Consider the following 23,062-nt stretch of genomic DNA (forward strand, 5'->3'; position numbering starts at 1 on the left):
ACTGAAAACCGTTTAGCCCACAGACCTTTCCATTCAAGATTTTAAGAGTCTACAGTTCACTATAACTCTCTAAATCTCTACAAATAAGCTTTTAAAAAAATTATTTACTCTAAAATCTATATCAGACAGGTAAAATATCTCAACGGACAGGCTATGCAAAGAGGAGCTTTTATATTTCAACTGATATAATCACTCTTCAATTTTCTCTAACAATGAACTGATTAACTTATCTAACACCTTTACATCTGAATAAACCGTTCCATCCATATATTGCTTGTAAACTTCATCTTCTCCATCAACATTTATCAACAGCTCGTATCCTTTTGCTAAGGCCAAAACTCTTACAACTTCACGCTGCGTTCTGCCATTTCCCTCTCTATAGGGGTGCATGTAATTTAAATTATCTAAAATCACTGCCAATTTAGCTGATATCTGACTCACATCATGAGCATTATCGTAATAATCATTAAATAATGAATTCATATACTGCTCACCTGTAGCAAAAGATTGCATTGCCATAAATGCGTTCCCTTGCTTAGAAATGTTCACCTTTCTATAATTTCCAGCCCATTCATATAACTCTGAAAAAAGCATAAAATGAATTTTACACACATCTCTCATTGAATGTACTAAAATTGGAGAAACGTAAAGATCTAAAGCCTTGATTCTAACCAGCTGATATTCTTGTTTCACTAGTTCTTCAAATTCTCTAATGTTAAATTTATTTCTTAATACAGATGAATCTGGGTAAGTATACTCATTGTCAGGATCATCATAGTAGTACGCTTCGTATAAATCACATTTACTCATACAAATTCTCTTTATTCTTTTGAATGATATATTGCTTCATTTCTTCTACATCTTGTTTTTCAGGCTCCCAGCCTTCAATCATATTCGTACTTAGTGCATACCAGACACCCTTGAACTCTTGTTGAGAGTCAAATTGAACACCCATAATCGTTAGTTTAGATTTATCTATGTCTAGAGTTGTCATAAGTAGCACTTCCTTTATTAATTAGTTACCCTTATTGTATCTTATTTTTACTGAAATTTCAGTAATGAGGAATTGAGTTGCATGCTGTGATACAACATAAGCATCTAAATTTGCACTTACTATTATATCCTGTATTCAATTGATAATAATAAACTTGTTCAGCACGATTTTTAACATCTATTAGCAATCTTACATAATTAGAAGAAAGAGATGTACTAGAGAACTGCCTACCTTAAGCTAGACTATAATACGAGTACAGAAGAGCAATGTGTTTTTTCAACGTTTACGAATACTCTGCACATTTCCAATATTGTGAATGATTTTTTAAGATATATTAAAAAAATATACTTTACTCCATATCACTCCTCGTAGATTCAATCATACGCATACTAGTTTATTATTGGAAGATGGGGAATATTTCAAAGTCATTCAAAAACAACTAAGGCAAGAAAATAGTAAAGTAACATTAGACATCTACATATATTATAAAAAACAAATTGAAAGGTACTGTAACAAAATTGGATGAGTTTGCTTCAATCAAGTCTAATTCGATGTAAATCAATCAAATTTTAGCTAGTACGCCAAAATTCACGCCAATTTTTTTCAAACGAAACAAAAAATGCGTAATAAACGCCTATATATAAGCATTTATTACGCATAATTTTTATTACCCCACAGACCCTTCCATCTCATACGAAATCAATCGATTCAACTCAACTGCGTATTCCATTGGAAGTTCTTTGGTGAATGGTTCGACAAAGCCCATAACAATCATCTCTGTTGCTTCGCCTTCTGAAAGGCCGCGACTCATTAGGTAATATAATTGTTCTTCTGAGATTTTTGATACTTTGGCTTCATGCTCTAGGGCGACTTGGCTGTTGTGGATTTCATTGAATGGGATGGTATCAGATTTTGATTGGTCATCCATAATGATGGTGTCACATTCGATATGAGAGATGGAGCCTTTACTTCTCTTACCAAATGTTACTTGTCCACGATAGTTCACTTCGCCACCGTCTTTAGCGATTGATTTGGATACAATCGAACTAGAGGTGTTTGGAGCGTTGTGAATCATTTTGGCACCAGTATCTTGAATTTGTTTGGCACCGGCAAAGGCGATTGACAACATGGTTCCACGTGCGCCTTCACCTTCAAGGTAAACGCTTGGGTATTTCATGGTTGTTTTGGCACCTAGGTTTCCGTCAATCCATTCAACGGTTGCGCCTTCCATTGCTTTGGCGCGTTTTGTTACTAAGTTATACACGTTATCTGACCAGTTTTGGATGGTTGTATAACGGCAATATGCATCTTTTAAGGTAAAGATTTCAACAATCGCAGCATGTAAGCTGTTGCTTGAATAGGTTGGTGCGGTACAGCCTTCTACGTAATGAACGCTGGCGCCTTCATCAACGATAATCAATGTACGCTCAAACTGGCCTGTATTTTCGGCATTAATACGGAAATACGTTTGTAATGGGACATCAACACGAACACCTTTTGGTACATAGATAAAGGTTCCGCCTGACCATACGGCTGAGTTTAATGCGGCTAATTTGTTATCGGTTGGTGGCACCAATTTTGAGAAATATTGTTTGAAAATCTCTGGGTATTCTTTTAATGCTGAATCTGTATCTGTAAAGATAATCCCTAATTTTTCAAATTCTTCTTTCATATTGTGGTAAACCACTTCTGATTCGTACTGAGCAGAAGCACCGGCTAAATAGGCACGTTCTGCTTCGGGAATGCCGATACGTTCAAAGGTTTCTTTGATTTTTTCTGGAACGTCATCCCAATCACGGGCTGGTTTGTCACTTGGTTTTTGGTAATATTTAATGGCATTGAAATCAATGTCTGATAAATCAGGTCCCCATTTTTGCATCGGCATTTTATTGAAGGCTTCTAATGATTTCAAACGGAATTCTAACATCCATTCTGGTTCGCCTTTGACACGTGAGATTTCACGGACGATATCTTCTGTTAGTCCTTCTCCGGTACTAAAGACTGGTTCCACATCATCGTGGAAACCATATTTATATTCTTCTAATTCAGGTACTCCCATGTTTCTCACTCCTTATCTTCTTCATGCTTCATAAAGCCACTTTCACCAATTCCTGTTTCAGGATGTTCTAAGGCTTTTTCTAAGGCTTTCCAAGCTAAAGTTGCACATTTAATTCGTGCGGGAAATTTTGCGACGCCACCAAGCATGGCTGCATCGCCTAATTTATCCAACTCTGGGACATCGTTTCCTTGGACTAATTGAGAGAAGTTTTCGGATAACGCCATTGCTTCTGCCAATGTTTTGCCAAGTACCGCTTCGGTCATCATTGACGCACTAGCGGTACTGATGGAACAACCGTGTCCAGAAAAGGCAATGTCTTGAATGATGTCATCTTCCATATTTAATTCTAAATGGATCACATCGCCACAGGTTGGATTGTTTAATTCGATTCGTTGATTTGATTTTTCTAAGCTACCGTGATGATGTGGATGACTGGAGTGATCCAAAATCACTTGACGGTATAAATTATCTAATCTAGATAGTGCCATGTTTGAAAAACTCCTTTGTTGCTTGAATTGCTTCCACTAAACGATCAGCATCTTCTTTTGTATTGTAAATGTAAAAACTTGCGCGAGCAGTTGCTGGAACATCTAAGTAATTCAATAATGGTTGGGCACAATGATGTCCTGCACGTACAGCGACCCCTTCCATATCCAATGCGGTTGCCACGTCATGTGGATGAATACCATCTAAATTAAAGGCAATTACACCTGTATGGTCATCTGGGTTTTGTGGTCCATAGACCGTCAATCCTTCAATCGCCTGTAATTTTGGTAAAACATATGCCACTAAACTTGCCTCATAATCATGAATTTCTTGCATTCCTAACGCTTCTAAATAATCAACAGCCGCACCTAAGCCAATTGCATCAGCAATATTGGGCGTGCCTGCTTCAAATTTCCACGGTAGTTCTTTCCATGTGCTTTCATATAAATGGACAAAATCAATCATTTCGCCACCAAATTCCACGGGTTCCATTTTCTCTAACCATTTGCGTTTGCCGTATAAAATACCAATTCCTGTGGGACCACACATTTTATGGGCACTAAACGCATAGAAATCAGCGTCTAAAGCTTGCACATCGACTGGCATATGTGGGACTGCTTGTGCCCCGTCTACCACCATCACTGCATCATGTGCATGCGCAACTTCTGCCAATTCTTTGACGGGATTAATCACACCTAGCACATTTGACGCATGGGCGACAGAGACAAGTGCCGTTTTATCTGTAATTTGACGTTTGGCATCTTCCATATCCAAAAAGCCTTCTGGTGTTAGTGCAATGTATTTCAATTTCGCTTTTTTACGAGCTGCTAATTGTTGCCAAGGAATAATGTTGGAATGATGTTCCATATACGAAATGACGATTTCATCGCCTTCTTGAACAAATGCATCCCCAAAACTTCGTGATACCCAATTTAATCCAGTTGTCGTTCCACGAGTGAACAAAACTTCTGCAGTTTCTTTCGCATGAATAAAACGACGAACTTTTTCTCTTGAGGCTTCGTAATCATGGGTCGCACGTTCTGCTAATGTGTGCACTCCTCGATGAACATTCGCGTTATTTCTATGATAATAGTCCGTCAAGGCTTGTAAAACAGCATCCGGTTTTTGTGTCGTTGCAGCATTATCAAGATAAACAAGCGGTTCATCGTTGACAATTTGATTCAAAATGGGAAATTCTTGTCGAAGATTTTGGGCATTGATCATGTGTTCAACTTCCCTTCAATAACATCAATTAATTCTTTTTGAACTTCTTTGACTGGAATCGCTGTTAACACAGATCCTAAGAAGCCACGAATAACTAAACGTTCTGCATCTTCTTTACGTAGACCACGACTCATTAAATAATACATTTCTTCTGGGTCAACACGACCAACACTGGCTGCATGTCCTGCGGTTACTTCATTTTCATCAATTAATAAAATTGGGTTAGCATCGCCACGAGCTTTATCTGAAAGCATTAAAACACGACTTTCTTGTTGGGCATCGGCACCTTTTGCTCCTTTTAGAATGTGACCAATTCCGTTAAATGTTAAGGTTCCACGTTCACGAATAACTCCGTGTTGTAAAATGTGACCAATTGAATGAGGTGCTTTATTGGTTACGCGCGTATCAATTGCTTGAATTTGACGTCCCGCACTGATTGCGACTGCTTTTACTTCTGAATGAGAACCTTCACCGACTAAATCAGAATCAAAATCGGCAACGATATTGCCTTCATTCATTACACCTAAAGCCCAATCGACAGAAGCGTCTCGCATGATATAACCACGACGATTCATATAAGTGGATAAGTTCACACCTAGTTGGTCAATCGCTGAATATTTCACTTTTGAACCTGGTTTAGCAATTACTTCAACAACCACATTCCCAGAAATTTTTTCAGCTTCTGCACCTTTTGTAATAAAACGTTCTAAATAGCTAAATTCACTGTGTTCATCGGCAACGATTAACACATGTTTGAAGAAATGTGTTGCTGCATTGCCATTATGATGGAAAACAGCTTCGATTGGTTCTTCAATGACAACATTTTTCGGTACATACAAGAACATACCACCATTCATAAAGGCTGCATGTGCGGCTGTCATTTTATCTTCATCCACTGGTACAGCTTTCGTCATGTAGTATTCTTTTACTAAATCAGAATGCTCTTGCATTGCTGTAAACAAATCGGTAAAAATGACACCTTGATCGATTAAATGTTGTGGAAGTTGTTCAAAAACAGTTGCGCCATCTTGTTGTACTAAAATTGGATGGTCGCTCATTTCGTCAAATGACGGAATAGTTCCTTCTACCACATTTTCACCATTCAATTCAGCTTCATCAATGTTCAATAATGGCCAGCGTTCATATTTCACACGTTCAATTACTGGAAATGGTAGTGCATCTACTTTGTCTAACGCAGCTTGACGCAATTCAAGCATCCAAGCAGGTTCTTCCTTTAGAGCTGAAAAAACGTTGACTGCGTCAAGATAGTCTTTCAAGTTGTTTTTCATATATCTTGACCTCCTTACGCTTCTTCTTCTTTGTAATCAATACCTAATTCCTTACTGATACCAGCATAACCTTCTGCTTCTAAACGACGAGCTAAGTCAGCGTCACCAGTCATTACAACGCGACCTTCCATCATAATATGCACAACATCTGGCGTGATGTAGTTCAATAGACGTTGGTAATGCGTAATGATTAACGAGCCAAAACCTTCGCCACGCATTTCATTAACCCCTTTTGCCACAACTTTTAGAGCATCGATATCTAAACCAGAATCAATTTCATCTAAAATAGCAAATGTTGGTTCTAACATCAATAATTGTAAAATTTCGTTCCGTTTTTTCTCCCCACCAGAGAAGCCTTCATTTAAGTAACGTTCTGCCATTTCTTCGGGCATATTCAATAAATCCATTTTTTCATCTAATTTTTTGATGAAATCCATCACAGAAATTTTGTCATCTTCTTCACGTTTTGCATTAATTGCCGCACGCATGAATTCTGCATTTGTAATTCCAGGAATTTCACTAGGGTATTGCATGGCTAAAAATAGACCTAAACGCGCACGCTCATCAACTTCCATTTCTAAAACATCTTCGCCGTCCAAAAGAATTTCTCCTTCAGTAACGTCAAAGTTAGGATTTCCCATAATAGCCGCAGATAAAGTTGATTTACCTGTTCCATTTGGTCCCATGATTGCGTGAATTTCACCTGTATTTAAAGTTAAGTTAACACCTTTTAAGATTTTTTTATCTTCAATTGAAACATGCAAGTTTTTGATTTCTAAAACAGACATTCCGTTCCCTCCAAATTCATTATTTATTCCTATTCATTGTAGACTAATTGAGAATGAAGTTCAAATACTGGAACTGAAAAAAACGCTTTCTAAAAAAATGAATACGTTTTACTTTAGAATTATTTCAAGTTTGATATACTATGGGAAAGGAGTGATTTTTATATGAGATACCAATTAAAACCAATTACCCAAGACAATTGGCGTGAAGCAGCAAACTTATCTGTTGCGGAAAACCAAAAAAATTTAATTGAAGAAAATCGTGATTCATTACTGGAAGCTGCTTATGATCGTTCGTTACAATGGACACCTATCGGATTGTATGTGGATCATAAAATGGTTGGTTTTGCGATGATTGGCGCTGAAAATACTACAGAGCGCTCAATTTGGTTTGATCGTTTTATGATTGATTATCGTCATCAAAAACAAGGATACGGACATGCACTCTTTCGTGCTGTTTTGAATTATTTAAAAGATCACTACAGACAAGTCGATACTATTTATTTAAGTGTGCACAAAGAAAATCTTAAAGCCTTTCCTTTTTACGAATCATTTGGCTTCACACATACAAATGAAGAAGATTCAAAAAATGGCGAACTAATTATGCAATGTACAATTACACGTAATTAAAAAAACTGCGAGAACGTTGTTAATAACGTTCTCGCAGTTTTTACTTACCCTTTAAAAACAAATGAATCGCTGGAGTATTTCTCTCTACGCCATATTGGTGTGATATTATTCAGTCACGCACCCAAGAAGACTGAGCCACAGGAGCGACCTGAAACTTTCTCTTGCTTTATACAGTTGTAAAAACAACCTTAAGTGCTGTCGATCACAACGGACCACAAATTTTACTCAAACATTCAGTCAATTGTCTACCATTCTAGGTTTAATTTCTGCCTTTGAGCTACTTTTACTCGTTTCTTACGTTATAGATTATTTCTAACCTTCACAGCATAGGAGTTAATTGGATCTTCCTTCGACTTTCTTAAAAATCCCTTTTTAAGCGCCAGCAAGGAGAGGCGAGAGTATTTCTCTACGCTTTTTATTCTCCTCCCCGTAAGCTACCATACCTTATATCTAGCAATATTTTGCATGATTCTTCGCCTTAAGGAGCTTTTACTCCTCGTTCATCATATGTCACCATATTTCTCAACTCATTGTTTGACAGTATCCCATCAAGCAACAGCAAGGTCTGATCCCAAATCATCTACTGCACGTTGTTTAGACGCTCTGCACAGAGTTCATCGATTCATCTGTTTTCAAAGGGCAAGGAAAAGTATTATAGCACCTTTTATTCTTTTATACAAAAGTTTCCCTTTGATTGAAGCTAAACTTTTTTGACAAATTGATGGTGACAATTACTACAGGTCACTTTAATGTTCCCTTTCCCTTTTGGTGCGCGTAATTGTTGCTTGCATTCTGGGCAACGAAAATAGACATGTGTTTTTCGCTGTTGGAATATTTCTTTTTTTTGCTTAAAAAAATTTGTGACTTTATTTTGGAAGACTAAATATTTTTTATTTTCATTCGCGCGTACATAAATCTTTTTTGAAAAGAAGCGATAATAAGCAACAATAAGTAATACATAGGCTAACCAACGAAATGAGCTAGAAAGTAACAATACAATTAATGCAATGATAATAAGCATTTTACCCAATGCATCAAAATGTCCATAACGTCCTTGCATGAATTTCATGATTTTTAATTTCCAATTTTGTTTCATAAGAAATCTCCTTTAAGATACATAAAAAGTTAGGATGTTGCCATCCTAACTTTTTTGTTTATTTCTCTTCTTTTGTTTCGTCTGCTAATAAAGCTTTTCTTGAAAGGTTCACACGACCTTGTTTGTCGATTTCTGTGACTTTCACTAAGATTTCGTCGCCTAATTTCACAACGTCTTCTACTTTATTGACACGTTCATTTGCTAATTGAGAAATATGGACTAAACCATCTTTTCCTTTAATTAAGTTTACGAAACAACCGAATTTTTCAATGCGGACAACTTTACCTAAGTAAACTTCGCCAACTTTGATTTCTTTTGTTAGGTCTTCAATAATCTTAATCGCTTTTTTAATCATATCGGCATCCGCAGAAGCGATTGACACATTTCCATCTTGATCAATATCGATTTTAACGCCTGTTTCATCGATAATTCCGTTGATCGTGTCGCCACCTTTACCGATAACGTCTTTGATTTTCGCTGGGTCAATCTTAATCATTTCAATCTTCGGTGCATATTGGCTTAATTCTTCACGTGGTTCTGCAATTGTTGAAGTTAATTCTTCAAGAATTTCCATACGTGCTTTTTTCGCTTGCGCTAGTGCTTCACGTAAGATTTGTTCTGTGATACCTTGGATTTTAATATCCATTTGTAACGCAGTAATCCCATCTTTTGTTCCAGCAACTTTAAAGTCCATATCGCCTAAATGGTCTTCTAAACCTTGAATATCTGTTAAAATTGTATAATTTTCACCGTCAGAAACTAAGCCCATTGCAATCCCTGCAACTGGGGCTTTAATTGGTACACCGGCATCCATTAAAGCTAAGGTGCCTGCACAAATACTTGCTTGAGAAGAAGAACCATTTGATTCTAAAACTTCCGCAACTAAACGGATTGTGTAAGGGAATGTTTCTTCGTTTGGAATTACTTGAGCTAATGCACGTTCACCTAATGCACCGTGTCCAATTTCACGACGACCTGGAGAACCAGCACGTCCAGTTGAACCTACAGAGAATTGAGGGAAATTATAATGATGGATGAATCGTTTTGATTCTTCCACACCTAAACCATCAATAATTTGATGTTCGCCTAATGGTGCTAAAGTACAAGCAGATAATGCTTGTGTTTGTCCACGAGTGAATAAACCAGAACCATGCACACGAGGTAATAAACTTACTTCTGATGCCAATGGACGAATTTCATCTAATTTACGCCCATCAGGACGAATTTTATCAATTGTAATCAATTCACGAACAACATCTTTTTCAAGATCTTCAGCAATTTGTTTTACTTCTTTTGTTAATTGCGCAGCAGCATCTGCTTCTAATTCAGCTGCTTTTTCTGCATAAACTTCTTTGACAGTATCTTTTACTTTGTCAATTTCGTCTTCACGAGCTAATTTTTCTTCTGTTAAAACGGCTGTTTTCATTGTTTGATAATACGCATCGAAAATTTCTTTTTTCAAGTCTTCAGCAACTTGTAACAAAGTAACTTCCATTTTCTCTTTACCCACAGCTGCAACAATCTCTTCTTGGAAAGCAACGATTTCTTTAATTGCGTCATGTCCAAATAATAATGCCCCTAACATATCTGTTTCTGATACTTCTTTGGCACCAGATTCTACCATGTTAATCGCATCTTTTGTTCCTGCTACGGTTAATTCGATATCTGTTGCTTCTGCTTGTTCAACAGTTGGATTTAAGACATATTCGCCATTTACACGACCCACATCCACACCGGCAATCGGACCATCAAATGGAATATCTGAAATTGATAATGCTAAGGAAGAACCCAACATTGCTGCCATAGAAGGTGAGCAATCTTGTTCAACACTCATAACAATATTCGTTACTTGTACTTCGTTACGGAAACCTTCCGCAAACATTGGACGAATAGGACGATCGATTAAACGTGCAGTTAATGTCGCATCAGTACTTGGACGACCTTCACGTTTGATAAAACCTCCAGGGATTTTCCCTACTGCATACATTTTTTCTTCATAGTTAATTGTTAACGGGAAGAAGTCTGTATCTTTTGCTTCTTTTGAGGCAACAGCTGCACTCAAGACAACAGTGTCTCCATAACGGACTAAAACAGCCCCATTGGCTTGTTTTGCAAGTTGTCCGACTTCTACTTCTAATGGGCGTCCGCCCCAAGTTGTTTTAAATACTTGCTTTGTCATAAGAACTCCTTTTCTACTGTGAGTCAAGGCTGCTACTAAACAAATGAAAACATTGAAAATTCAGTGCTTTCATTTGGTTAGTAGTAAGCCAGGCCAACAGTCACAGCGATTTTATTTTTTTGTTTTTTTGAAATTCATGATTTGCTTTACCCAAATCATGTTGTGCAACATAAGCTTTCTCTTCTGACCATCCTTTGGTACAAAAGGTTACTACCCTCGCTTTCGCTCAGCTAGTATTGTTCAACATCAGCTCTCGCTCGCCTTTCAGTTGGCGAATCGCTGTGTTTCGGTGGTACGGTTACTACCCTCGCTTTCGCTCAGCTAGTATTGTTCAACATCAGCTCTCGCTCGCCTTTCAGTTGGCGAATCGCTGTGTTTCGGTGGTGCGGTTACTACCCTCGCTTTTGCTCAGCTAGTATTGTTCAACATCAGCTTTCGCCCGCCTTTCAGTTGGCGAATCGCTGTGTTTCACAACAAAAAAGTGAGATTCGGTTGAACCTCACTTTTCTCATTGTAATGATTAACGACGTAATCCTAAAGCTTTGATCAATTCGCGGTAACGCGCTACGTCTTTGTTACGTAAGTAAGCTAACAAGTTACGACGGTGACCAACTTTTTTCATCAAACCACGGTATGAATGGTGATCTTTTTTGTGTTCACGGATGTGAGCATTCAAAGTATTGATATCTTCAGTTAATACAGCGATTTGTACTTCTGGAGAACCAGTATCTCCTTCATGACGAGCAAATTGGTTGATGATTTCGTTTTTACGTTCTTTAGAAATTGCCATGTTTTCCACCTCTTTCGATTATTTCCCTGCAACTGAGTAAAACGTTGGTGATTCGTCAAACCAAGTGACAGGTGGTGCTTAACGCACAGATATACTTTACTTGATTCTCTCTAAAAAAGCAAGTTTCTATGTTTAATTTACGGAAAAACAATATTTATACAAACAAAACGTATGTTGTTCTATGTTTGATGTTGAAAACATTAAGATTTGTTTCATTATTTTTTCATCTATATACAAAAACGTTGCATATTTTCAAAAAAGCACATAAAATCAATTCATTCAAGAAAGAAAGGAATTTTTTTATGAATTCAATCAATGTACAAGACTTTCAACTGTTGCTAAATCAATCTATTGCTATTTTGGATATTCGTGATGCAAGTGCATTTAGCGAAGGTCACCTACCTGATGCTATTTCTATGCCGACAACTAGTTTGCCGAATCGTTTAAATGAATTAGATGAAAATACAACTTATTATGTGCTCAGTCATTCTGGTCGTCGTTCAGACATCATTGCACAATTTTTAAATAATCATGGATATAAAGCAATACATGTCATCGGTGGTATGAAAGCTCTTAGAAAAGAAGCTGCATAACACTAAAGAGCAACTGAGCGTTCTCGTTCAGTTGCTCTTTTTGCATTCATTTGATTTTTTATTTAGCATCGCAATAAACGCTGGCAATTCAGCTAAGTTATCAAGCACCGCATCTGCTCCCGCAACATAATATTCCTCACGCACACGTTCATCCAGCTCCTGTTTATCTGTTTCTGATAACTGTTGATACTCGTCAAAAGAATAACCCGCTAATGAACTGCCTTCTATTAAACCTATCGAAAAGACACCTGCATTTTTGCCTTCTTCAATATCTGAAATCGTATCACCAATTTTAACAACATTTTGAACTGATGGTGTGCAAAAATGCTCTAAGATATGAAAAATCATATACGGTGCCGGACGACCAATTCCTTTTGTTAAATCAGGAGTTGCAATGAAATCTGGTTCATAACCTTGTTCAGCTGCAACTTTAGCAACAATTTTCATCATGTCACTTGTGTATCCTGTTGTACTGCCAATCGATATCCCCATCGCTTTTAATTGTTCGACTACCTCTAACACACCTAATTTCACGTCTGAATATTGATCTAAGGTTTGAAAAATCACGTCTTCAAATGTTTGATAGATACGATTAATATCGGTTTCTGTTGGTTCTTGTTCATGAACAGCTAACCACTCTTGAGCAATTCGCGGCATCTTTAACATAGTCATAATATGATCGTGTTTTTTTGTCCCCATTGGTAATCGAATTTCTTCTTTTGTTACTATTATACCTTCTTTTTTAAAGGCTTGGTAGAAGGCATCCACTGGCGCCATACATCCAAAATCAATTGTTGTTCCTGCCCAATCTAAAATTACGGTATTAATCATACATTCAAATCCTCCATATACGTTTTAATTAATTCTACAATAGATATTGCCTTTAGGCAGAAAAAAATCAAACAAATATATTTGAATTCCTTTTTTTATCTTGTATACTATTTTTAAGAACTTACTTACAAATTAAAAGGAGAGATTCTATGGCAACATTATTAGCGGTTAAAGCGCACCCAATGACAGATGAAGCATCAAAATCCATGAAAGTTTTTTATGCTTTTTTAGATAGTTACAAAAAAAGTCACCCGGAAGACGAAATCATTACATTAGATTTATATCATGAAGATTTTCCTGAAATTGATTATGATATTATGTCTGGTTGGAACGATTTACGTGAAGGCAAAGATTTTTCTACATTAACAGCAGAACAACAACGCAAAATTGCGCGTTTCAACGAATCAACAGACCAATTCTTAGCTGCTGATAAAGTAGTTATTGCAAACGGTTTGTGGAACTTAAACATTCCTACACGTTTGAAAGCATGGTTTGATACGATCAACGTTGCGGGAAAAACATTCCGTTACACAGAAGCTGGACCACAACCTTTAACAGAAGGCAAAAAAGCCTTGCATATTCAAGCGAGTGGTGGTGCTTATGAAGGACAGGATTTCGCTTCACAATATGTCAAAGGTATTTTAAACTTTATTGGCGTGACTGATTTCAACCAAATCTTTGTTGAAGGCGCCGATCATTTTCCAGAAAAAACAGAATCAATTATCAATGAAGCTATTGAAAAAGCTGAAGAAATTAGCTTAAACTTTTAGTCATCAAAAAAGCTAGAAACCTTGAAAAAAGGTCTCTAGCTTTTTTTGCTTATTCTTTTGATACAACTTCTGTTTCTTCTTCATATAAATTAGAAATGCGTTTGTACCATTCAAACACGTTAGCAATCACTACCTTAATTGCGGCATATGCTGGAATTCCCAAGATTACGCCCACTAAACCAAATAGTTTTCCAGAAGTTAATAGCACTAATAAAATCGTAACGGGATGAACCGATAACTGACTTCCTAGAACTAATGGTGAGATCACACGGCCTTCAATCGTTTGTTCAATAACAAATACAACCAGAACTTTCACTAATAACACTGGTCCGCCCACAATTCCTAAAAAGACCGCTGGAACAAGAGCTAAAAATGAGCCCAAATACGGAATTAAATTTAAGAAACCTGCTGCAATCCCTAGTGTAATGGCATAATCTAAACCGATAATTGAAAACCCAATCATAAACATAATTGCCACTGCAAAAGCTACCGTTAATTGTCCACGAATATAAGAAGATACTTGAGCGTTCATTTCACCCAAAACTTTCAAAGTTGGTTTACGCAATTTGGTTGGTAAAAAGCTGACAATATAAGGACCCAATTTTTTCCCATCTTTTAATAGATAGAATAAAATGAACGGCATGGTAATCACTGCGACGACAATGGATGCCACTGCCCCGAAGAAATTCCCCAGATTTTGGAAAGTAGTTTTTGATACATTTTGAATGACTTCTGTTAATGAGTTCATGAATTTTTCGCCAGATGCGGTCAATTGTTCTTGAACCTGACTAAAAATTGGATCAGAGAATAAATCATTCACTGTTTTTTCAACTACTTTGACATATTGTGGAAAATTATCTACAAAACTTAATGTTTGTTCTTGAATTTTTGGCACGATTACGACAATTCCCCATGCCAATAACCCTACTACTAAAACAAATAATGCAATAATACTGTAAATTCGTTTGATGCCTTTTTTCTCTGCAAAATCGACCACCGGATTCATTAAATAATACAATATTCCTGCTAAAATAATCGGTAAACCGACAATTGCTAAAAATTGTAGTACCGGCGTAAATAAATACGAGACGCGGGTAAATAGATTAATGATAAGTAGGACGAGCAAAACAATTAATAATGCGGTCACTACTTGATTATTTAAAAACCATTTCCAAAACCACGAAAGCGACTTATTTTTCTTTTCCATCGTTTCTCCTCCTAGCGATAAGTAATGGTCATCCCTTCTGTTATTTCGGGAAGTTTAGCAGGTGTTAAATACACGCTACTTGATAATTTATCGGTTGGCACTTCAGAAAATACAAATGAAATATGTTGAATCGTTTGTAAATTTTGATTCGCCAAATGGCCTACATACGTAATTTGGTACTCTTGGGCCCCAAACAAAATACTCCCGCCTACGGCTAATTCGATGTCTTTTGCTTGTTCGACTTCTTGAATGATAGAGTATGGACGTAACCCATCTGTTACTCCTTTACCGAAAAAAATCAAGATTTTTTCATTTTCATCAATTGCTTCTTGACCAATTGTAACTACTTTTCCTTGATGCATCCTAAACATCGACCTCCTGTTATTATGGATAGATAAATTATAACATATTATTTATTAAGTCTGTCAGAAGGTTCCTTATGTTTATGTTATTTCTCACAGATGTTTGAGTCAGACAATGTTCTTCTTTCAGAAGTTGTATGTTAAAATAAATATAATCTATTTTTAGGAGGTAACACTATGTTAGAAAAAATGTTTTTAGGAACTTACACTCGTCGTGAAAGTAAAGGAATTTATTCTTTAGTTTTAGACACAGATAAAGAAGAGTTGGTAGACTTAGAATTACTTACTGAAGAAAATAGTCCCACTTATTTAGCACGTAGTGAAAAAGGCTTCACGTATACAGTCACAGAAATTGACGGTAAAGGCGGCGCGGGTGCGTATGATCCAGAATTTAACTTTTTAAATGCTGTGACAGAAGAAGGCGCTCCGTTATGTTATGTAGCAGTAGACGAAGCACGTCAACTTGTTTACGGTGCCAACTACCACAAAGGCGAAGTAAACGTATACAAAATTTTGGACGATGGTTCTTTAGAAGCAACTGACGCAGTGTTTCATGATGAGCCAGTCGGACCACATGAAAATCAAAATGTTCCTCACGTACATTACACAGACTTAACTCCAGATGATCGTTTAGTTGTTTGTGATTTAGGAACAGACCGTGTTTACACATACGATGTATCTAACGAAGGAAAATTAACCGAAGTTGCGACATATGTTGCGCCTGCTGGAACAGGTCCTCGTCATTTAGTTTTCCATCCAAATACTAACTATGCCTATTTATTTGGAGAATTAGACAGTACGATTACTGTTTTAGCTTATGATGCGCCAACAGGTACATTTAAAGAGTTACAAAAAGTGTCCACTTTACCAGAAGATTTCGAAGGCTTTAACGGTGGCGCAGCTATTCGTATTTCTAGTGATGGCCGTTTTGTCTATCTATCAAATCGTGGTCATAACTCTATCGCTGTATTCGCTGTAGCAGAAGAAGGCGCAAGTGTTACTTTTGTTCAACACATTTCAACAGAAGGCGATCATCCTCGTGATTTTGATTTAGATCCGACAGAAAACTTTGTCATCTGTGCCAATCAAAATACAGATAACCTTACATTGTATCGTCGTGATCCAGAAAATGGCACATTGACACTTATTAAAAAAGATATTTATGCACCAGAATGTGTCTGTGTCTTATTTGAAAAATAATCCCTAGGAGGAGTCGCTATGTTTTCAAAAACGCCAGTCGAATTATTAGTTAAAGACTTTTCAAATATTTATAACAAATGCCAATCCGCTTATGAATTAGTCACTAGTCGTAATTTTAATGAATATTTAGCTATTTTGACTACAGCAGAAGCTTATGCGATTGCTGAAAAAGCTTATGTTCGTTGCGATACTTTTGAAGAATTACAAACGAAAGAAGTAGAAGAATTTGTTAATGCGTTTGATGTATTTTATTTCGAATTAAAGCAAGTCCTTTTCCATAAAAATGATGATTTGGAATCACTTTATAATCGTTTAATCTACATGAGTCAAACCTATGAAACTGTCAATGCATCATTTAATTTATTATAAAGGTGAAAAAAATGGACCGATTAGATATACTGGATCGTCTAAAAGAAGAGTTGAATATTCCCTTTTTAGAAATTAAACTAGCGGAAAAAGACTATACAGAAGACGATTACCAACAATTAAAAAATGAATTATTACAATACTTCGATGATTACGTCCGTAATGTCGAAAACTAAAAAGTGGTGCAGAAAATTTCTGCACCACTTTTTTTCAAGCAAATCGCTTTTTAAAGGTGGATAATCTTTGTAGCTACATTTTTTAAGAAAGTTGTATCATGCTCGACAATCAGCATCGTTGGTTGAATCGATTGAATGACTTCTTCTAGTTGTTTATGATTAAACACATCCAAATAATTTAATGGTTCATCCCAGATAAATAATTCAGCAGGAGTTGCTAATGACTTCGCTAGTTCTACGCGTTTTCTCTGTCCCATACTCATATTTTCAATTCGATTATTAAAGACGGTTCGTTCAATACCTAATTTCCGTAAGTTGTTTAATAAATCTTGGTAACTTAAGCGATGTTCTTCTGCAAATTCCTGCAATGTCCCTTGATTATCTTCATAATTTTGACGTACATAACTAATGGTCACGCCTTGTGGTTGAACAATTTCCCCACTGATTTCTCCCTTGAACTGACCTAATAGGCATTGAATAATGGAGGATTTTCCTGAACCATTCGCTCCTTGGATAGCCACACGTTCTCCTTGATTGATTTCAAATGAAATAGGTTGAAATAACTGTCGCTCACCATAGCTCAATTGTAACTGTTCTACTTTCAATAATTGCTTGCGATGTGTTGGTCGAAAGTTCATTGTTAAAGGATCAATATATTCAATATCTTTTAATAATTTTTCTTTTTCAACTGCTTGGTCTTCCATCCGCTTAACGATTGCTTTAGAGCGTTTCATTGTGCGAGCAGCTCGTGCACCAATTGCTCCGGTATCATAGATGGCTCCACTACCTTTTTTTGTTGGTGAACCATATTTGTCTTTTTCACGTCCACGTGACCACTCTGCTTTTTCTGCAGCAGTTTGTTTCAAGCGTTTCACTTCTTTTTGCAATTTCGCATTTTGTTCTTGTTCGTATACATCACGTAATCCTTTTTGCTCTTCATAAACTGAAAAATTTCCTTGATACAATATCAATTGACTTTTTTCAATGGATAAAACATGGTCCACAACTTCATCTACAAAACTCCGGTCATGACTGACGACAATAAACCCTTGTTTCTTTTTCAAATAGTCTGCCACTTGCTGACGCGCAGTTACATCTAAATGATTGGTTGGTTCATCAATCAATGGAAAATTCACATCATCTACAAATAACAATGCCAACAAAACCTTGGTTTGTTCGCCACCAGACAAACTTGAAAACTCACGCCATAATATTTCAGCATCTAGTTTGAGTAGATTCAGTTCACGCTCTAACTTCCACTGCTCAAAGTCAGAAAGCTCTTGTAAGACATAATAGGTCAATTGCGATTTATCCGTCACTGTTTGGGGAAAATACGTAAAGTTTAATTGGTGTTCAATTTTGCCACTATAAGAATATTCCCCTAGTAACAGACGTAATAAGGTCGTTTTGCCACGCCCATTACGACCAATTAACCCCAGTTTCCAAGTAGCATCTAAGGTTAAATTGGTCTCTTCAAATAATAATGTTGTTTGCGCATCAAAACCAAATGTTAAATTTTTTATTTCAATTGTTGTCATTTTATTCACCTCGACTCACCTTTTTAAAGGCAAGAAAAAATCCTTGGCTATTTTCAGGACAAGGATTCTTATACAAAGGTACACAAAAAGACCCCGTATCAAAAAACTACCCAATCCTGAAAATCTGCACACTGCTTCCTTGTAAACAAGACAGTCTTTATGCAGCTTCAACAAATTGGCTTAGTTTTTCAATAGAGGATCCCTCACTTCGTTTTTTATTAAAATAAGCATACCATGATTGAAATTTCCATGCAACGAAAAAAATTACAAGTCAAACGTTTCTTTGATTTTTGTAGCAGTTTCAACAGGTGACAACTGCGTATTGTCGATAATCAACGTTTTGGCACGTGGTTCTAATGTAGCTAATTCATTAGGTAAAGAAACCAAACGCCATTTTTCATTTGACGTGATTAACTCATGATGCGAAAATGCAATATCCCGTTTAGAAGGTTTGGCGGCCAAACGATCGTCGCCGACATTTCGCTGAATGCGTGTTTCTAAATCTGTCACCAGTTCGACAAAATAAACCTCTTCGCCAGCATCTAAAAAAATAGCCGCAATTTCTTTTAAAAATTGACGGTCATAGGCCTCACTAAACCCAATCATAATCGTAAAAATAATTGCTTCTGTGACATTATTGTTTTTATTTAACACAAAGGACTTGAACAATTCTCTACGTGTTAAATCCGATAAGCGAAAAGTTTCTTGGGTGTAACCTAAAAAATTAGCATACAAATCAATTGTCTGATGGTTATATAATAATTTGCCATCGATTTGCTTTTCCAATTCTTTGCCGACGGTCATTTTTCCTACTGCTTGTGCGCCGATTAAAACAATTAAGCTCATAGTGCCACCTCTTTCTTAATTAACTATACAAAAAAACCGCCAGTTTGGTTAGGACTGACGGAAAAAGGAGTAATTACTCTACTAAGGAGTAAAATGAAAAATAAAAAGGTTATTGTTGGTTATGGACTTAGTATAGCCCCTTTTAAGACTTCTGTCATAAAAATAACCTAATAGTTCCATTAAATATTTCTCGTTTTTCGCTTTATTTTTATCATTTTTATTTTTTCAATAATAAACTTGTCATTCGTTGAATAGAAAATGAAATAGCATCTGTTGCTGTATCTTGTTTTATTTCTGCACGATCAAAAGCTGCAACGTCAATCCCCGTTTCAAGACTCGTAATCATTTCTTCGCATCCTTGAACATATTCGGTATACGCACGTTCAAATTTTTTATGAATGCCCATCACACGTGCTGGAGGACGTAATGTACTAACCGTTTGTTGCATCGCTGTGTATTGGTTCGTTCCTTCTTTAAAAATAGTAACAATCTCTGCACGACGTTCATCTGAAATAGCCGCTAGCTCTTCTTTATCAATCGCTTGACGAATTTCTTCGTAGCAAGGATGCATTTCTTCACCGATTGCTTCTGTATTTTTTACAATATCGTTAATTTTTTGTACATAATAGCCTAAATTAGGTTTCACCCATCATTCCCTACTTTCTTTTTGTTTGCTTCATTGTACCTTTTTTCAATGATTTAGAAAAGTCAAAAAGAAAATATCCAAACTATCGAGAGGTTAACCCGCTCATTTTACATAGTTTGGATATCGTTTGTTTTATTTTTTATCAGACTATTCCGTTCGGATTAATCATCCAATTCAACTTCTAAAACTTCACCTGTTTTAGCATCTAGTTTCACATTGGTTTCTTTGTTGCCATCTTTGACTTGAACATCCCAATAAGTGATATTCATTTCTTTATCTAAATCCCAATCAGTTACTTGACCACTTTTGGCTTCATCGGTAGCAATTTTAGCAGCTTCTTCAACTGTTAATAAATCAGACAAGTCTAATTTGTCTTCTTGACGTTTGACACCTTTTTGTTCATCGGCATCTAGGGCTTCTTCTTTTTGTTTCTTCACTTCTTTGGTTTGTGCATCGACACTGACTTCGTATTCGTTGTCATCATCCACACCTTCTACTTTATAGAAATAATTTCCTAATGAAGAATCCAATTCAATGGATGTAATATCGGTATTTGGATGTGTTTCTTGATAAGCTTGAATGGCATCTTCTACCGTTACTTTAAAGGTTGGAATTTCAGCTGCAGCAGATGTAGCTGTTGCTGATGAGCTTGTCGTTGTTGCACTTGATGACGTTGATGATGTATTTGTTGGCGTTTCATTTCCTGAAGAAACTGGATTTTCAGCGGCACAGCCAGCAAAAATTAATGCTAACGCTAGGGTACTTGTATATAAGATTGTTTTTTTCACGTTGGTTTCCTCCTTTAATTTCTATCTATAGTTTAATCATTTTAACGACCCTTTACTATCGAGTTATCTAAAATTGCTATGAAGATTTTTTCATTTTTTAGGAAATTCCACGGTAAAAATACTGCCCTTTGGTTGATTATCGGCTACAGATAGCTTTCCTTGATACTTTTCAACAATCGACGCCACGATGGCTAAACCGATTCCTGAACCTTCAACTTGGCTAGAGCGCGAACTATCTACACGGAAAAAACGTTCAAAAATCCGCCCTTTCATTTCATCTGGAATGCCTTCCCCAGTATCGGCTACGTCTAATTGAATGGTTTCGTTTGCCTGTAAACGAATGTGGATAGTCTCATTGGCTGCGGAATACTTTCTGGCATTCCCAAATAAATTTTGACAAATTTGTTGCAGCTCTAATTCGTCAGCATACATATGAATGTTTTCTTGAATATCAAACGTCACTTCTTGAGGGCAAGACGCTTGTAATTTCTGAACTTCTTGTTGCACTAAGACAGAGAAATCAACCTCTTTACAAACCTGTGTAGCATGATGTTTACCTAATAGCAATAATTGATTCGTCATGGTTTCTAACCGCTTTGATTCCTTATCAATAAAATCAATTGATGGCGCAATGACTTCTGGATGGGCTGATCCACGCCGTTTGATTAATTGGACATGACCGCGAATCGCCGTTAATGGGGTTCGTAATTCATGAGAAGCATCCGTCACAAATTGCCCTTCTCGTTTCATCGCTTCCCGTTGCATGCGTAATAACTGATTAAAGGAAGATGCAGCTTGTTTAATTTCACTTGGCGTTTCTGGGACACTCAATAGTTTTGCTTGGTTGTTGGTTAACTCGATTTCTTTCATTTCTTGGGTCATTTGTTGCAAAGTCTTGCTCCATTTACCAACGAAAAAGTAAATAATCCAACTGCCGATCAATACGGCAAACAGATTTAACAGCACACTAATGACTAACATGCGCATCATCATTTCAATCACTGTATTGCCATGAATCGCAATTTCTACAGTTCGTCCTTGCTGCTGATGCCGTTGAAAATAATAAATTTCATCCTCCATCAAAATAATACCTTTAAAGATGGGTAAAGCCGTACCTTCTGCCAATTCGGTAAAAATTTCCTTGCCATCTTTTGAATAATACGTCGGACCATCTGTTAACAAAATTCGCACGGCATCCTCTTCATTTTTAGCAATTGTCACATCAACTAAAGCATCCCAATCATCTGTTGCTTGCGGTACTTCCTCTAAGGTAGTCGCAATTTCTTTGGCTTGATCGGCTAAATAATAATAAACAGAATATAAAGAAATCGTAACAAAGGCTACATTGACAATAAGTAACAAGCCCGTCAAAATGGCTACAAAACGACTTGTTAGCTGAAACTGTGCACCTTTTTTTCTATCTGTCATCTAATTCCCTCAATACATAGCCTACTCCACGTACCGTCTGAATCATTAATCCGTACTTTCCTAATTTGTTGCGAAGCGTGCGGATATACACATCCACAACATTCGTTTGTCCCATAAAATCATAGCCCCATACGGTATTTAACAATTCGTCACGTGTTTTTATTTCTTCTGGTGTTTTCATTAATTCATACAATATGCCAAATTCTTTGGGTGTTAAATAAATTTCTTCCTCATCGATGGTTACTTGGTGTTTGGCAATATCTAACTGTAATTGGTGATAGGTGATTGTTGTTGCTTCTTGTTTATTTAAGCGTCGTTCAATGACACGAATGCGCGCAAATAACTCTTCAATATCAAATGGTTTGGTAATATAATCATCCAATCCTGTATCTAAGCCAATCACAATATCCGTTGTTTGGTTGCGAGCGGTCATCATGATAATCGGAATATCGCTCTCTTTGCGAATCCGTCTAGCCACCGTAATCCCATCATATTTAGGCAACATCCAATCTAATAAAATCAAATCGAACGCATGTGTAGCAAAAGCATCTAGTGCTTCTTGTCCATCTTTCACCCAGATGACCTCATAGCCTTCAAATGTTAATTCAGATTGAATAAAACTAGCTAAACTTTCTTCATCTTCCACTAATAAAATGCTGACATTTTCCATCTACAGCCCTCCTTTTCTTCATTATAAAGAAAGACTTCCTTTTTCGAAAATGTTTAGGGTAAATAATAGATGAAGATTTTTTCATAAAAAAAGTGACTAGCTAAACAGC

General features: G+C 36.6%; 25 protein-coding genes. 6 read left to right on the forward strand and 19 right to left on the reverse strand.

Features of this window, described 5'->3' with window-relative positions; all coding sequences use genetic code 11:
• Positions 1-189 precede the first annotated feature (189 nt).
• From DOK78_RS15340 to sufC, 7 genes are all read right to left on the reverse strand, one after another.
• Complete coding sequence (locus tag DOK78_RS15340; RefSeq protein ID WP_207871530.1) at positions 190-810, reverse strand: Fic/DOC family protein; 621 nt, start codon at positions 808-810, stop codon at positions 190-192.
• Positions 803-994, reverse strand: a complete 192-nt coding sequence (locus DOK78_RS15345) for a hypothetical protein (protein WP_207871531.1) — start codon at positions 992-994, stop codon at positions 803-805. Before DOK78_RS15345 ends, DOK78_RS15340 begins: the two co-directional genes overlap by 8 nt.
• Before the next feature lie 667 nt (positions 995-1,661).
• Entirely contained in the window at positions 1,662-3,053 is a 1,392-nt protein-coding gene (gene sufB / locus DOK78_RS15350; protein WP_207871532.1) for a Fe-S cluster assembly protein SufB, read from the reverse strand.
• 5 nt (positions 3,054-3,058) lie between these two features.
• A complete protein-coding gene (gene sufU, locus DOK78_RS15355) occupies positions 3,059-3,541 on the reverse strand; it encodes a Fe-S cluster assembly sulfur transfer protein SufU (protein WP_207871533.1) in 483 nt (160 codons plus the stop codon).
• Complete coding sequence (locus DOK78_RS15360; RefSeq protein ID WP_207871534.1) at positions 3,528-4,763, reverse strand: cysteine desulfurase; 1,236 nt, start codon at positions 4,761-4,763, stop codon at positions 3,528-3,530. Before DOK78_RS15360 ends, sufU begins: the two co-directional genes overlap by 14 nt.
• Complete coding sequence (sufD, locus tag DOK78_RS15365) at positions 4,760-6,052, reverse strand: Fe-S cluster assembly protein SufD (RefSeq protein WP_207871535.1); 1,293 nt, start codon at positions 6,050-6,052, stop codon at positions 4,760-4,762. Before sufD ends, DOK78_RS15360 begins: the two co-directional genes overlap by 4 nt.
• Before the next feature lie 14 nt (positions 6,053-6,066).
• Complete coding sequence (gene sufC / locus DOK78_RS15370) at positions 6,067-6,840, reverse strand: Fe-S cluster assembly ATPase SufC (protein WP_207871536.1); 774 nt, start codon at positions 6,838-6,840, stop codon at positions 6,067-6,069.
• A gap of 162 nt (positions 6,841-7,002) precedes the next feature.
• On the opposite strand from sufC, the gene DOK78_RS15375 reads away from it, so the two are divergent.
• Positions 7,003-7,467, forward strand: a complete 465-nt coding sequence (locus tag DOK78_RS15375; RefSeq protein WP_207871537.1) for a GNAT family N-acetyltransferase — start codon at positions 7,003-7,005, stop codon at positions 7,465-7,467.
• 700 nt (positions 7,468-8,167) lie between these two features.
• Here DOK78_RS15375 and DOK78_RS15380 read toward each other — a convergent pair.
• From DOK78_RS15380 to rpsO, 3 genes are all read right to left on the reverse strand, one after another.
• Complete coding sequence (locus tag DOK78_RS15380) at positions 8,168-8,563, reverse strand: hypothetical protein (protein WP_207871538.1); 396 nt, start codon at positions 8,561-8,563, stop codon at positions 8,168-8,170.
• A gap of 58 nt (positions 8,564-8,621) precedes the next feature.
• A complete protein-coding gene (pnp, locus tag DOK78_RS15385) occupies positions 8,622-10,742 on the reverse strand; it encodes a polyribonucleotide nucleotidyltransferase (RefSeq protein ID WP_207871539.1) in 2,121 nt (706 codons plus the stop codon).
• A gap of 520 nt (positions 10,743-11,262) precedes the next feature.
• The gene (rpsO, locus tag DOK78_RS15390) at positions 11,263-11,532 is read right to left on the reverse strand and encodes a 30S ribosomal protein S15 (protein ID WP_016174218.1); all 270 of its coding nucleotides are present in this window, start codon (positions 11,530-11,532) and stop codon (positions 11,263-11,265) included.
• Between the two features lie 302 nt (positions 11,533-11,834).
• Here rpsO and DOK78_RS15395 point away from each other — a divergent pair, with 302 nt between their 5' ends.
• Positions 11,835-12,125 (forward strand): rhodanese-like domain-containing protein, encoded by a 291-nt coding sequence (locus DOK78_RS15395; RefSeq protein ID WP_207871540.1) that lies wholly within the window; start codon positions 11,835-11,837, stop codon positions 12,123-12,125.
• Positions 12,126-12,152: 27 nt separating this feature from the next.
• Here the strand turns inward: DOK78_RS15395 and phnX are convergent, their stop codons facing one another.
• Positions 12,153-12,956, reverse strand: coding sequence for a phosphonoacetaldehyde hydrolase (gene phnX / locus DOK78_RS15400; protein ID WP_207871541.1), 804 nt, complete (start codon positions 12,954-12,956; stop codon positions 12,153-12,155).
• Positions 12,957-13,105: 149 nt separating this feature from the next.
• Here phnX and DOK78_RS15405 point away from each other — a divergent pair, with 149 nt between their 5' ends.
• Positions 13,106-13,726 carry an NAD(P)H-dependent oxidoreductase gene (locus DOK78_RS15405; RefSeq protein ID WP_207871542.1) on the forward strand — a complete coding sequence of 207 codons (621 nt, stop codon included), beginning with the start codon at positions 13,106-13,108 and terminating at the stop codon, positions 13,724-13,726.
• A 49-nt stretch (positions 13,727-13,775) separates the two neighbouring features.
• Here the strand turns inward: DOK78_RS15405 and DOK78_RS15410 are convergent, their stop codons facing one another.
• Positions 13,776-14,933: an AI-2E family transporter gene (locus DOK78_RS15410; RefSeq protein ID WP_207871543.1), complete on the reverse strand. Its 1,158-nt coding sequence runs from the start codon at positions 14,931-14,933 to the stop codon at positions 13,776-13,778.
• An 11-nt stretch (positions 14,934-14,944) separates the two neighbouring features.
• Positions 14,945-15,295 (reverse strand): PTS glucitol/sorbitol transporter subunit IIA, encoded by a 351-nt coding sequence (locus DOK78_RS15415; RefSeq protein ID WP_207871544.1) that lies wholly within the window; start codon positions 15,293-15,295, stop codon positions 14,945-14,947.
• Between the two features lie 177 nt (positions 15,296-15,472).
• Between DOK78_RS15415 and DOK78_RS15420 the strand changes: the two genes are divergently transcribed.
• Genes DOK78_RS15420 through DOK78_RS15430 form a run of 3 tightly spaced genes read left to right on the forward strand, consistent with a single transcriptional unit; the run spans position 15,473 to position 17,037 of the window.
• Complete coding sequence (locus tag DOK78_RS15420) at positions 15,473-16,495, forward strand: lactonase family protein (RefSeq protein ID WP_207871545.1); 1,023 nt, start codon at positions 15,473-15,475, stop codon at positions 16,493-16,495.
• A gap of 18 nt (positions 16,496-16,513) precedes the next feature.
• A complete protein-coding gene (locus tag DOK78_RS15425) occupies positions 16,514-16,864 on the forward strand; it encodes a hypothetical protein (RefSeq protein WP_207871546.1) in 351 nt (116 codons plus the stop codon).
• 11 nt (positions 16,865-16,875) lie between these two features.
• A complete protein-coding gene (locus DOK78_RS15430) occupies positions 16,876-17,037 on the forward strand; it encodes a hypothetical protein (protein ID WP_207871547.1) in 162 nt (53 codons plus the stop codon).
• A 50-nt stretch (positions 17,038-17,087) separates the two neighbouring features.
• On the opposite strand, the gene DOK78_RS15435 is transcribed toward DOK78_RS15430, so the two are convergent.
• From DOK78_RS15435 to DOK78_RS15460, 6 genes are all read right to left on the reverse strand, one after another.
• On the reverse strand, positions 17,088-18,575 hold the full coding sequence (locus tag DOK78_RS15435; protein ID WP_207871548.1) for an Lsa family ABC-F type ribosomal protection protein: 1,488 nt from the start codon (positions 18,573-18,575) through the stop codon (positions 17,088-17,090).
• A 264-nt stretch (positions 18,576-18,839) separates the two neighbouring features.
• Positions 18,840-19,421: an AAA family ATPase gene (locus DOK78_RS15440; protein WP_207871549.1), complete on the reverse strand. Its 582-nt coding sequence runs from the start codon at positions 19,419-19,421 to the stop codon at positions 18,840-18,842.
• A 217-nt stretch (positions 19,422-19,638) separates the two neighbouring features.
• Positions 19,639-20,067 carry a hypothetical protein gene (locus tag DOK78_RS15445; RefSeq protein WP_207871550.1) on the reverse strand — a complete coding sequence of 143 codons (429 nt, stop codon included), beginning with the start codon at positions 20,065-20,067 and terminating at the stop codon, positions 19,639-19,641.
• A gap of 161 nt (positions 20,068-20,228) precedes the next feature.
• On the reverse strand, positions 20,229-20,855 hold the full coding sequence (locus tag DOK78_RS15450) for a PepSY domain-containing protein (RefSeq protein ID WP_207871551.1): 627 nt from the start codon (positions 20,853-20,855) through the stop codon (positions 20,229-20,231).
• Positions 20,856-20,945: 90 nt separating this feature from the next.
• Positions 20,946-22,283, reverse strand: a complete 1,338-nt coding sequence (locus tag DOK78_RS15455) for a sensor histidine kinase (RefSeq protein WP_207871552.1) — start codon at positions 22,281-22,283, stop codon at positions 20,946-20,948.
• Positions 22,273-22,953: a response regulator transcription factor gene (locus tag DOK78_RS15460; protein WP_207871553.1), complete on the reverse strand. Its 681-nt coding sequence runs from the start codon at positions 22,951-22,953 to the stop codon at positions 22,273-22,275. Before DOK78_RS15460 ends, DOK78_RS15455 begins: the two co-directional genes overlap by 11 nt.
• Positions 22,954-23,062 lie beyond the last annotated feature (109 nt).

This window comes from Enterococcus sp. DIV2402 (assembly GCF_017426705.2).
In the GTDB taxonomy this organism is placed as follows: Bacteria; Bacillota; Bacilli; order Lactobacillales; family Enterococcaceae; genus Enterococcus_F; species Enterococcus_F lowellii.

Excerpts from the sequence above, each read along its gene's own strand:
- DOK78_RS15455 (WP_207871552.1), bottom strand. The coding sequence starts at position 22,283 with ATGACAGATAGAAAAAAAGGTGCACAGTTTCAGCTAACAAGTCGTTTT.
- DOK78_RS15405 (WP_207871542.1), top strand. The coding sequence starts at position 13,106 with ATGGCAACATTATTAGCGGTTAAAGCGCACCCAATGACAGATGAAGCA.
- sufB (WP_207871532.1), bottom strand. The coding sequence starts at position 3,053 with ATGGGAGTACCTGAATTAGAAGAATATAAATATGGTTTCCACGATGAT.
- DOK78_RS15345 (WP_207871531.1), bottom strand. The coding sequence starts at position 994 with ATGACAACTCTAGACATAGATAAATCTAAACTAACGATTATGGGTGTT.
- DOK78_RS15360 (WP_207871534.1), bottom strand. The coding sequence starts at position 4,763 with ATGATCAATGCCCAAAATCTTCGACAAGAATTTCCCATTTTGAATCAA.
- sufC (WP_207871536.1), bottom strand. The coding sequence starts at position 6,840 with ATGTCTGTTTTAGAAATCAAAAACTTGCATGTTTCAATTGAAGATAAA.
- DOK78_RS15415 (WP_207871544.1), bottom strand. The coding sequence starts at position 15,295 with ATGCATCAAGGAAAAGTAGTTACAATTGGTCAAGAAGCAATTGATGAA.
- DOK78_RS15430 (WP_207871547.1), top strand. The coding sequence starts at position 16,876 with ATGGACCGATTAGATATACTGGATCGTCTAAAAGAAGAGTTGAATATT.
- sufD (WP_207871535.1), bottom strand. The coding sequence starts at position 6,052 with ATGAAAAACAACTTGAAAGACTATCTTGACGCAGTCAACGTTTTTTCA.
- DOK78_RS15375 (WP_207871537.1), top strand. The coding sequence starts at position 7,003 with ATGAGATACCAATTAAAACCAATTACCCAAGACAATTGGCGTGAAGCA.
- DOK78_RS15340 (WP_207871530.1), bottom strand. The coding sequence starts at position 810 with ATGAGTAAATGTGATTTATACGAAGCGTACTACTATGATGATCCTGAC.
- DOK78_RS15435 (WP_207871548.1), bottom strand. The coding sequence starts at position 18,575 with ATGACAACAATTGAAATAAAAAATTTAACATTTGGTTTTGATGCGCAA.
- DOK78_RS15440 (WP_207871549.1), bottom strand. The coding sequence starts at position 19,421 with ATGAGCTTAATTGTTTTAATCGGCGCACAAGCAGTAGGAAAAATGACC.
- DOK78_RS15410 (WP_207871543.1), bottom strand. The coding sequence starts at position 14,933 with ATGGAAAAGAAAAATAAGTCGCTTTCGTGGTTTTGGAAATGGTTTTTA.
- sufU (WP_207871533.1), bottom strand. The coding sequence starts at position 3,541 with ATGGCACTATCTAGATTAGATAATTTATACCGTCAAGTGATTTTGGAT.
- rpsO (WP_016174218.1), bottom strand. The coding sequence starts at position 11,532 with ATGGCAATTTCTAAAGAACGTAAAAACGAAATCATCAACCAATTTGCT.
- DOK78_RS15425 (WP_207871546.1), top strand. The coding sequence starts at position 16,514 with ATGTTTTCAAAAACGCCAGTCGAATTATTAGTTAAAGACTTTTCAAAT.
- DOK78_RS15380 (WP_207871538.1), bottom strand. The coding sequence starts at position 8,563 with ATGAAACAAAATTGGAAATTAAAAATCATGAAATTCATGCAAGGACGT.
- DOK78_RS15460 (WP_207871553.1), bottom strand. The coding sequence starts at position 22,953 with ATGGAAAATGTCAGCATTTTATTAGTGGAAGATGAAGAAAGTTTAGCT.
- phnX (WP_207871541.1), bottom strand. The coding sequence starts at position 12,956 with ATGATTAATACCGTAATTTTAGATTGGGCAGGAACAACAATTGATTTT.
- DOK78_RS15420 (WP_207871545.1), top strand. The coding sequence starts at position 15,473 with ATGTTAGAAAAAATGTTTTTAGGAACTTACACTCGTCGTGAAAGTAAA.
- DOK78_RS15395 (WP_207871540.1), top strand. The coding sequence starts at position 11,835 with ATGAATTCAATCAATGTACAAGACTTTCAACTGTTGCTAAATCAATCT.
- pnp (WP_207871539.1), bottom strand. The coding sequence starts at position 10,742 with ATGACAAAGCAAGTATTTAAAACAACTTGGGGCGGACGCCCATTAGAA.